At 43.4% G+C, this 8,311-nt stretch carries 9 protein-coding genes; 1 reads left to right on the top strand and 8 read right to left on the bottom strand.

The window, feature by feature from the left end; all coding sequences use genetic code 11:
• Positions 1 to 158 precede the first annotated feature (158 nt).
• Both WC614_13860 and WC614_13855 read right to left on the bottom strand, forming a co-directional pair.
• Entirely contained in the window at positions 159 to 707 is a 549-nt protein-coding gene (locus WC614_13860) for an A24 family peptidase (protein ID MFA5034089.1), read from the bottom strand.
• Positions 708 to 1,046: 339 nt separating this feature from the next.
• Positions 1,047 to 1,232 (bottom strand): hypothetical protein, encoded by a 186-nt coding sequence (locus WC614_13855; protein MFA5034088.1) that lies wholly within the window; start codon positions 1,230 to 1,232, stop codon positions 1,047 to 1,049.
• Between the two features lie 901 nt (positions 1,233 to 2,133).
• Here WC614_13855 and WC614_13850 point away from each other — a divergent pair.
• Entirely contained in the window at positions 2,134 to 2,340 is a 207-nt protein-coding gene (locus WC614_13850; protein MFA5034087.1) for a hypothetical protein, read from the top strand.
• A 54-nt stretch (positions 2,341 to 2,394) separates the two neighbouring features.
• Here the strand turns inward: WC614_13850 and WC614_13845 are convergent, their stop codons facing one another.
• The 6 genes from WC614_13845 to WC614_13820 all read right to left on the bottom strand — a co-directional run bounded on the left by WC614_13845 (position 2,395) and on the right by WC614_13820 (position 8,154).
• Positions 2,395 to 3,309 (bottom strand): tetratricopeptide repeat protein, encoded by a 915-nt coding sequence (locus tag WC614_13845; GenBank protein ID MFA5034086.1) that lies wholly within the window; start codon positions 3,307 to 3,309, stop codon positions 2,395 to 2,397.
• A gap of 97 nt (positions 3,310 to 3,406) precedes the next feature.
• The gene (locus tag WC614_13840; GenBank protein MFA5034085.1) at positions 3,407 to 4,363 is read right to left on the bottom strand and encodes a type II secretion system F family protein; all 957 of its coding nucleotides are present in this window, start codon (positions 4,361 to 4,363) and stop codon (positions 3,407 to 3,409) included.
• 10 nt (positions 4,364 to 4,373) lie between these two features.
• Entirely contained in the window at positions 4,374 to 5,348 is a 975-nt protein-coding gene (locus WC614_13835) for a type II secretion system F family protein (protein ID MFA5034084.1), read from the bottom strand.
• A gap of 13 nt (positions 5,349 to 5,361) precedes the next feature.
• Positions 5,362 to 6,765 (bottom strand): CpaF family protein, encoded by a 1,404-nt coding sequence (locus tag WC614_13830; GenBank protein ID MFA5034083.1) that lies wholly within the window; start codon positions 6,763 to 6,765, stop codon positions 5,362 to 5,364.
• Between the two features lie 89 nt (positions 6,766 to 6,854).
• The gene (locus WC614_13825) at positions 6,855 to 7,286 is read right to left on the bottom strand and encodes a hypothetical protein (protein MFA5034082.1); all 432 of its coding nucleotides are present in this window, start codon (positions 7,284 to 7,286) and stop codon (positions 6,855 to 6,857) included.
• 421 nt (positions 7,287 to 7,707) lie between these two features.
• Positions 7,708 to 8,154, bottom strand: a complete 447-nt coding sequence (locus WC614_13820) for a YaiI/YqxD family protein (GenBank protein MFA5034081.1) — start codon at positions 8,152 to 8,154, stop codon at positions 7,708 to 7,710.
• Positions 8,155 to 8,311: the final 157 nt, after the last annotated feature.

Here is an 8,311-nt window from a genome sequence, read left to right as displayed (position 1 = left end):
CAGGATTCCGTCCAGCAGGTTTCCTGTCAATGCCATCCGGTCGGCTAACTGCTGCAAATCCAGCACGCCGCCGTCATAAAAATGCTTTAGCGTTAAATCAATCAATAACTCGGCATCGAGAGCGGTCTCGTCAATCGTGCGGGGTTGTTTAATGAGTTCTAATAGAGACATAAATCCGCCATAAATCCTGAGTTGCAAAGAGCCGGATATAAAACATAACAGGTAGCGAGTGCGATAGCCGGAGCCAGGGGCAATCGGCTACTTGCTGCATCTGATTGGTCCGGTTTCTGATAAGCCAATACTCCCGCAAACAAACCATAAATAAGAGTCCGCAACCTGCACAACAGCTTAATCAGATCCCCTTTCACAACTATAAAAAGTATGGCCATTACAAACATTGCCATATAGCTATAAAAGACCAAGTCCAGCACCTGATTAATACCTACCACCGACCCTATCGCCGCCATGAGTTTCACATCGCCGGCCCCCATGCCTCCGAAAACATAGCTCGGCAGCATCAGCAGCAAACCGGCAAGTAGCCCAAAACCGCTATCCCGAACGCCTAACCCTTCAGCGGAAAAAATATTCCAGCCCAACCCCAATACGACAATAACCAATGAAGTCCAGTTAGGTATTTTTTGCGTGGCCGCATCGTAAATTGCTGCAATCAATACAAATGCAATTAATGTTAAGTAAATAATAATCATAAATCGAGTATAATGTTATTAATTAAGGCTTAACTGCCAAACGAAAAGCGTATTTAAAACAATGACCAATAATCATATACACCATACTATATTGCCACTGTAATAATATATAAATACACAATAGTTTAATTGCTTATCTTTTTTAATATACTATTCATGCCTTACGCATACCGGCGCGATAAAAATCCAGCAACCTATAATGACAATAAACATCGAAAACTTAAATATTTATAACAAGTTAGTCATTATTATAGAATAATAAAAAAACCAAGCATTTATAATAAAATCGATCTTCTCCACTTGACATAGACTATGAAGAAGACCGATTTACAATAGTACTTAGTAGACTTTAGTCATCTTAGTTACTATGTTGTCTATACTGGTATCAAGACCGGTTTGCAAGGTCTGCCAAAAAACAATCGCTATAATGCCAGCCAAGACGGCAGCAATCATCACCCATTCAACAGTTTCCGCACCTTTTTCATCAGCAAAAAATGCTTTTAATTGGTTTGTTATTTTTTTCATGATTTATTCCTCAATATGAAATTAAAAAAGTATTATTTACACTATTTTTGCATCATAAATTACATTATCAAAGATCCCTCTATCAAAACATCCTATTTTCACAACCACCTGCCTATATTGTTTAACTAACGATTATTATATCGCAATAAACTTTTAAATATAGGCATGTAGAATGTCACTTTAATGATCAATAAACTTATTGACACATTATTTAATATTTATAGCTACCTTATATTCAACCATTTTAAAGAAGACTAACATTATCAACAGCCCGATTATCGACCTTAAAAAATTTGAGTAACCTATAAAATAACTTGAGTATATTTTAAGTATAAAATGAGGTAAAAAATATTGGTACGAATACCTACAACCTAGGTCAGCGGTGTTCAAATTATTCGCTTATTAGCAAGATGTTTCAGCCAGCGAACAAAATCTACCGACACCTGCTTTAACATTTATTGTTACTCTATATTTAACTCTTTAAAAGTATGCGAACGTTATCAATAACGCTATTACAGGCCTTAAATAGTTCGAGTTAGCTATAAAATAATTTAAGGATATTTTAAGTTTAAAATGAGATAAAAAATATTGGTACGAATACCTACAATCCAGGCCGGGGTATGTAAATTATTTCCTTATTAACTGATGCCATGCATTGGCCATCACCGCCGCGAAAAACATAGGCCACAGATGACACGGATTTGATGCTCCTTATCATTGCCCGGAAATATCTTGTTCCCTGCATAGGAATATCCTCCATGGCGTGCCGTGCTCACTACCACCTTATCCGTCACGATCATTCAGTTAAGGCACGTTCATCTATTTTCGCGGGCAATGCGTAACATCCGTTATTAACAAGATACTTTAGCCACCGCCAAAAAGTACGTCATTCCGGCAATGGATGCGAGAGCGAAGAAAATTCAGGCACAGGCCTGCCCTGAGCGAAGTCGAAGGGGACTTGAAGCTTAGCCTGATGGATGTAGGAGGTAGAGCGTCAAATGTAGGCGCTTTAGGCGATACAGGAGGTTACCGAGGGATGGAAGCTTTAGAGCCTAAATCCATGAGTTACCATCCATGGCGCTGGGTACCGGCATCCATGCCGGTATGACGGTGCTACTTGAGGTTCCCTTGCTAATCAGGGGAGAAAAATGATTTATCAGTCTTACTGTTTTTCCAGCATTTCCAGCCGTATTAAATTGTCAGTGGCTTTTTTATAAAACCGGGGCGATACATTGACGGCTTCTTGCAAATAATTACTGGCCTCGGCGTAATCGCCGTTCATCATCGCTATATAGCCGGTATTATTATTTGCTTCAGCCGGTGAAGAGACTTTGGCAAAGGCAATATGAGCCTGTTCATAATTACTTAAACGTGCCTGTAGCAACGCATAGTTATATATCGCCTTTTTAAAACCGGGATTGATTTGCAAGGCTTTAATATAATAAGGTGCCGCCTCGGCCAGTTTGTCGGCTGAATAGAGCGCAAAGCCGATATTATTAAGCAACTCGGGCGAATTCGGCGAAATGCCGTCAGCTTTTTTGAAAAAGCTTTCGGCTTTCAGATAGTCGCCTTGTAAAGTGGCAATAATCCCCAAGCCGTTATAGGCAGGCCAACTTTGCTGCATGGCGACAACCCGACCGAGATGTTCCGCTGCATCGGAATATTTTTTCAGCTTTATCAACAGCAGCCCGTATTGTTCGCTTGTCTTTAAGTCCCCCGGCTGTTGCTGCAAGATCAATTTGAGACTGACTTCCGCCAAATCATACTTTTTTAGCTCGGTATATAAATCAGCCATTCTTTGCAAAACCTGGGTGTTATTCGGCTCCAGATCGTAAGCTTTTATGTAATAGAGTTGCGCCAGATCCATCTTGCCGTTCTGCGCCGCTTTTTCCGCTTTTAACACAGCGTCTTCCACCGAATTGACGTTAAGCCCCGCGCTTTGCAAAATCGTTTCGGTTTCCTGTTGGTCTCTATCGTTCTCCGCTTCTTTAATGTTGCCGGGACTGCAGGCGGTCAGCAGCGATTGACTTAAAATGACTACAAAAATGAGTTTGGTTAGTTTTTTTATTTTATTCATCACATTCATCCGGTAATGAAATCCCTGCTCACAACAAAAACCTGGGGATTTCGGTAACTAAGGTTCATCATTTATTACTATTACGAGCGGTAAATCGTTATCCGGGAGTTATATGTCTAAGAACCAGTACGGCAGGCAATATAACAACCATTAAAAATGCCGGCAATAAACAAACGGTCAACGGAAAAATCAGCTTTGTACTAATTTTAGCGGCCACTTCTTCGGCAGCTTGCGTTCTTTTATCCCTGAGGTCTTCCGAATAAACCTTGAGCGTCTCGACGATGCTGGTTCCAAAGCGCATGCTTTGTGAAAGCGCCGCTACCAATCCTCTAATCTCTTCCACCCCCGTCCTTTCAACCAGCCTTTGCAAGGCCTTATGCCGATCAATGCCTGCGCGAGTTTCTGCAATAACAATTTCCATTTCATCAGCCAATACCGGCTGACTAATGCTGCTTTCGACAACCACTTTTTGTATCGCCGCATCCAGGCTCAAGCCAGCCTCGGAACAGACCACCAACAAATCAAGCATATCGGGAAAAGCTCTGCGAAGAATTTTCTGCCGGTTGCTAGTGAGTTTATCCAAAACAAAACTGGGCCCCATATAACCTAATGCTGCCGCTCCCAATGCGGATTGAAATATTGTTTCACTCTTCATGCCGGGAATGAACGCCATGACCACCAGCACTGACAAAGGCAACAAAATCGTCAGCAACATTCGTATCGCATAATAATGCAACACACTGTTCTTGCCATGAAACCCGCCATAATGAAGACGTGCAGTTGTTCTTTGTAGTAATGGCTTGTTGGATGGAACAAACACGTTATTATGTTTACGAAGCTTTTCCGATAGGACATTGGACTCAAGCATGGAAACCGCGTCGGTATTTACCTCCCGCTTAAAACGGGAGCGCACCGGATCAAAAAAATCATCGAATAATGACATCAGCGCCAAAGCTAAAATAAAGATTGCCACTGCCACCAACAAAACAGCGCCCCATTGGCCTCCTTGTTGGTTTACCATCAGCCCCGTCAATAATTGCATCAAAAAGTCCATTTACTTCACCTCATGCATCAATGGTAATAATCCGCCGTATCCAAAGAGCTGCACTCAACTCCAGGCCCATAAAAATATAGAGATACATCATTCTATCGGGTGAGTCATAAACCGGCTTAAAGTAATCAGGATTCATCAAACTCATCAACCCAAACAAAGCCAGCGGCAGCAACAGCAACACCCAGGCCGACAGCATGCCTTCCGCCGACAATGTTTTTATGCGTCGCTGCAATTTAAATCGCCCTCTTAGCACATCGCTGATTTTCAACAGCACCTCGGCAAGATTACCGCCCGTTTCCCTTTGGATTATTATTGCTGTCGCCATGGCTATCAGACTGAGACTCGGAACCCGCTCTATCATCAATGCAAACGCCACTTCAATATTTCGCCCGTAATTGATTTCCTCATAGGTCATGCCAAATTCCTGACTGATAGGCTCGCTCATTTCGGTGGAGACTATTTTCATACATTCGGTGAACGGATAGCCCGTCCGCAAGGCTCTGGCCATCATTTGCAAGGCTTCAGGCAATTGCTCTTCAAATTTATCCAGGCGCTTGGATCGTTGTTTGTTTAGCCACACTACCGGTAAAACCGCCGCAACAATAAACGCCGCCAAGGTGAAGATCAGGTGATGAAAGTTCAGCCAGACCATTAACGCTATACCGCCGGATAAGAGCAATACAGACAACGCAAACCGGTAAGCTATGTGTTGTTTCCCTGCCTGCTCCAGCAATGTTTTTAACCCCGGCATACCGGGCAAACGCTCAAGGCTCCGTTCTATGGAACCTAACCGATTAAGATATTTTTCTTTTATGATCGACGCTTCGGAATCACCGTGCGCCAGAATAACGCCTTCCAATCGTTGTTTTAATTTACGACTGTCTGCCCGACTCGTACCCAAGGTCGGTAATACAAGAATTTGTGATGCTACAAAGACCGTTAAAAACACTAATCCAACAAATAATAGGGTTATATCACTGGTCATATCGCCCTCCTGTTTAATTCAGATTTTTGGTAAAAATGGCCAGATCTGCGTTAGCGCCTCTTTGTTTCAAATTAGCCATACATTTGGGAATAATACCTGTTGAACAATATTGGCCCAGCACAGCGCCTTTTTCATCAATGCCTTGCCGCTGGAATTTAAAGATTTCAGACAAGGTAATCACCTCACCTTCCATGCCATCCACCTCCTGAATGCTGACGACCCGCCTGCTGCCATCCTCCAGCCTACTAAGTTGAATGATCAGGTGAATGGCTGATACGATTTGAGTCCTGATTGCCTTAGCCGGCATTTCCAGTCCCGCCATGGAAACCATGTTTTCAAGGCGCGCCAAGGCATCTCTCGGCGTATTGGCATGGACTGTCGTCAAGGATCCTTCATGTCCGGTATTCATCGCTTGTAACATGTCGAATGCCTCCCCGCTCCTGACTTCGCCAATAACGATACGATCAGGTCGCATTCTAAGGCTGTTGCGTACCAAATCGCGTAACGTTATCTCACCCTTGCCTTCGACATTTGCCGGCCTGGTTTCCAATCGCAAAACATGGGGTAACTGTAACTGTAGCTCTGCGGAATCTTCCAGAGTGATGATTCGCTCATTACTGGGGATAAAATTTGAAATGGCGTTCAGCATCGTTGTTTTGCCTGAACCTGTCCCGCCGGAAATCAGGATATTCAACTTGGATTTTGCCGCGCCTTTGAGGAATTCAGCCATATAGTCAGTTAAGGCTCCTCTTTTGACCAGATCATCAAGTCCCATTTTATCGACTGCAAACCGTCTAATCGACAACGAAGGCCCATCAACCGCTAACGGCGGAATAATAGCGTTTACTCTGGAGCCATCCTGTAATCTGGCATCGACCATCGGTGACGACTCGTCTATCCTGCGACCAATCTTCGACACAATCCGGTCAATAATTTTCATCAGATGATTATCATCATTAAATCTGACCGGGGTTAACTCAAGCTTTCCAAATCTTTCGACATACACTTTTTTGTAGCCATTAACCAGAATATCGGCAATGGTTGGGTCATACAGTAAAGCTTCCAAAGGCCCGAGACCCAGTACGTCATCTTCAATTTCTTTAATTATTTGATGTCGAGTCTGTGTATTTAAAGGGATGGATTCTTCGTCGATTAATTTTTGCGCTACCGCCCGAATCTGTTTCCTTGCTTCTTTTTCTTCTATTCCACTAATCAGTGACAAATCAAGAATATCAAGCAATCTGGAATGGATACACTCTTTAAACCCTAACTCTACCGGAGAAAGTATTTTCAGTAACAATGGCGCAAAAGCTTGTTCCGGTTGTTCGTTCTGCGCGTCTGTTTTAATCGCTTTATAATCCGTATTCATTACGGCTCTAGACAGACCAAAACCTTGCATTCTTGTTTTTAATTCCATGGATTGACTCCCATCAATTGTCTGGCGTTACTCACTAATAGGGTTGATTTTAATCACCCATTCATTGATATAAGTTGACTAAAGGTTATTTATTTTTCATCGGAGGATCGTGAATCGTAACTAAAGTCGCCTGTAGGTCTAACAAAAGTGTAGCGACCGGGTCTGACAACAAGAAAATCCGCTGCTTTTTGTATTGCGTTATGCGGGTACAAAGCCGTCATTAGACCGGTAATAGGACTTGTGCCTATGAAAAAACCTGTGCCGACAACCGTTGCGGCAAATCCGCCCAGACGCAACGGTATATCCAGTACAGTATCAAGGCCCTGTGTCTCGACAGAGACAATATGCTTTCTTTCCGTTCCAACGCGGCTGTCTTTAATCCCCGCAGATGTCGCTTCAGATGCTTGATCATGGACGACAGCGGGAACAGCGACGGCAACAGATGTAAATACTGTCTGTCCGATAATCCCCAGCAGTAGCGTGAACCCCATTATGAGAGAATGTTTCGTTTTGTTTTTCATTGGTATTGCGCTCCTTTTATCTTTTTTCGACATCTTCATCTCACCTTCCAATCGCTATCACCGCCCTTTCAATCTGAAAATTGAAAGGCAATACAACGTTAAAGATAAGCCGCCGCTTCCTCACGGGAAACTTGAGAAAACCTCCGATCTTGCGGGCATTGATCGAAACACAGCGTTAGACCGACCGCGTAATGTAAGACCTCCCCCATGACTCCTTAACCAGTGGCCGATAATAGGGTCGCCGCTTACGTTGGTGGTTATTTTTCCTTGTTTTAGTCACCATTACAATGAGTGCAAATACCTATAAGAACATCGCTAACAGGTATCTGCCGCCAGCGATTTTTTGAAATCAGGAAACCGTACGAAATGAGCAACCATCAGCCTGCAGCGAACGCAAGTAAGATTGGCCCGACAAGTAATCTTACTGGTATTTAGCCAAAAACCGATCCAGCGCATTGGCGAAATCCTGCTTGTCTCGCTGCCCAAGAGGCGGCGGCCCTCCCGATGTTTGTCCGGCACTGCGCATTTCCTCCATAAAATCACGCATGGCTAATCGCTCCCTGATATTTTCTTTAGTATAGAGTTCGCCTCTGGGATTAATGGCATGGGCATTTTTGGCTATCACTTCAGCCGCCAGCGGAATGTCAGCGGTTATCACCAGATCATTTTCCTGCAAATGCTTGACGATGTAATTGTCAGCTACATCGAAGCCGCCCGAGACCTGCACCGCACTGATAACTTTGGATGGCGGTATGGTTAAAAACTGATTGGCCACCAATGTCAGCGGCAACCGCCTTCGTTCCGCCGCGCGAAATAAAATATCTTTAATCGCATTAGGACACGCGTCCGCATCAACCCAAATCCTCATAATCAAGCTCTTTATCCAGTTAATTTTGCTGCAAATGTTAATATAGTGCGTTATAATGCTCTGATAAACAAACACATTTCTCCGCGCTTACGCGCCTTCTAGCTTCCAACAGGTAAATCCATGTCCAATGATGTTTCTACATTACCCTCTTTTAGTG

The sequence above is a fragment of the bacterium genome (assembly GCA_041649255.1).
Classification (GTDB): domain Bacteria; phylum Hydrothermota; class UBA3073; order JACQXS01; family JAQTXJ01; genus JAQTXJ01.
This window is presented reverse-complemented; position numbering and strand designations above follow the sequence as displayed.

What these genes read in the sequence shown, in the direction of transcription:
- WC614_13835 (MFA5034084.1), bottom strand. Translation starts at nt 5,348, where the DNA reads ATGACCAGTGATATAACCCTATTATTTGTTGGATTAGTGTTTTTAACG.
- WC614_13830 (MFA5034083.1), bottom strand. Translation starts at nt 6,765, where the DNA reads ATGGAATTAAAAACAAGAATGCAAGGTTTTGGTCTGTCTAGAGCCGTA.
- WC614_13855 (MFA5034088.1), bottom strand. Translation starts at nt 1,232, where the DNA reads ATGAAAAAAATAACAAACCAATTAAAAGCATTTTTTGCTGATGAAAAA.
- WC614_13825 (MFA5034082.1), bottom strand. Translation starts at nt 7,286, where the DNA reads ATGAAAAACAAAACGAAACATTCTCTCATAATGGGGTTCACGCTACTG.
- WC614_13820 (MFA5034081.1), bottom strand. Translation starts at nt 8,154, where the DNA reads ATGAGGATTTGGGTTGATGCGGACGCGTGTCCTAATGCGATTAAAGAT.
- WC614_13850 (MFA5034087.1), top strand. Translation starts at nt 2,134, where the DNA reads ATGCGAGAGCGAAGAAAATTCAGGCACAGGCCTGCCCTGAGCGAAGTC.
- WC614_13860 (MFA5034089.1), bottom strand. Translation starts at nt 707, where the DNA reads ATGATTATTATTTACTTAACATTAATTGCATTTGTATTGATTGCAGCA.
- WC614_13845 (MFA5034086.1), bottom strand. Translation starts at nt 3,309, where the DNA reads ATGAATAAAATAAAAAAACTAACCAAACTCATTTTTGTAGTCATTTTA.
- WC614_13840 (MFA5034085.1), bottom strand. Translation starts at nt 4,363, where the DNA reads ATGGACTTTTTGATGCAATTATTGACGGGGCTGATGGTAAACCAACAA.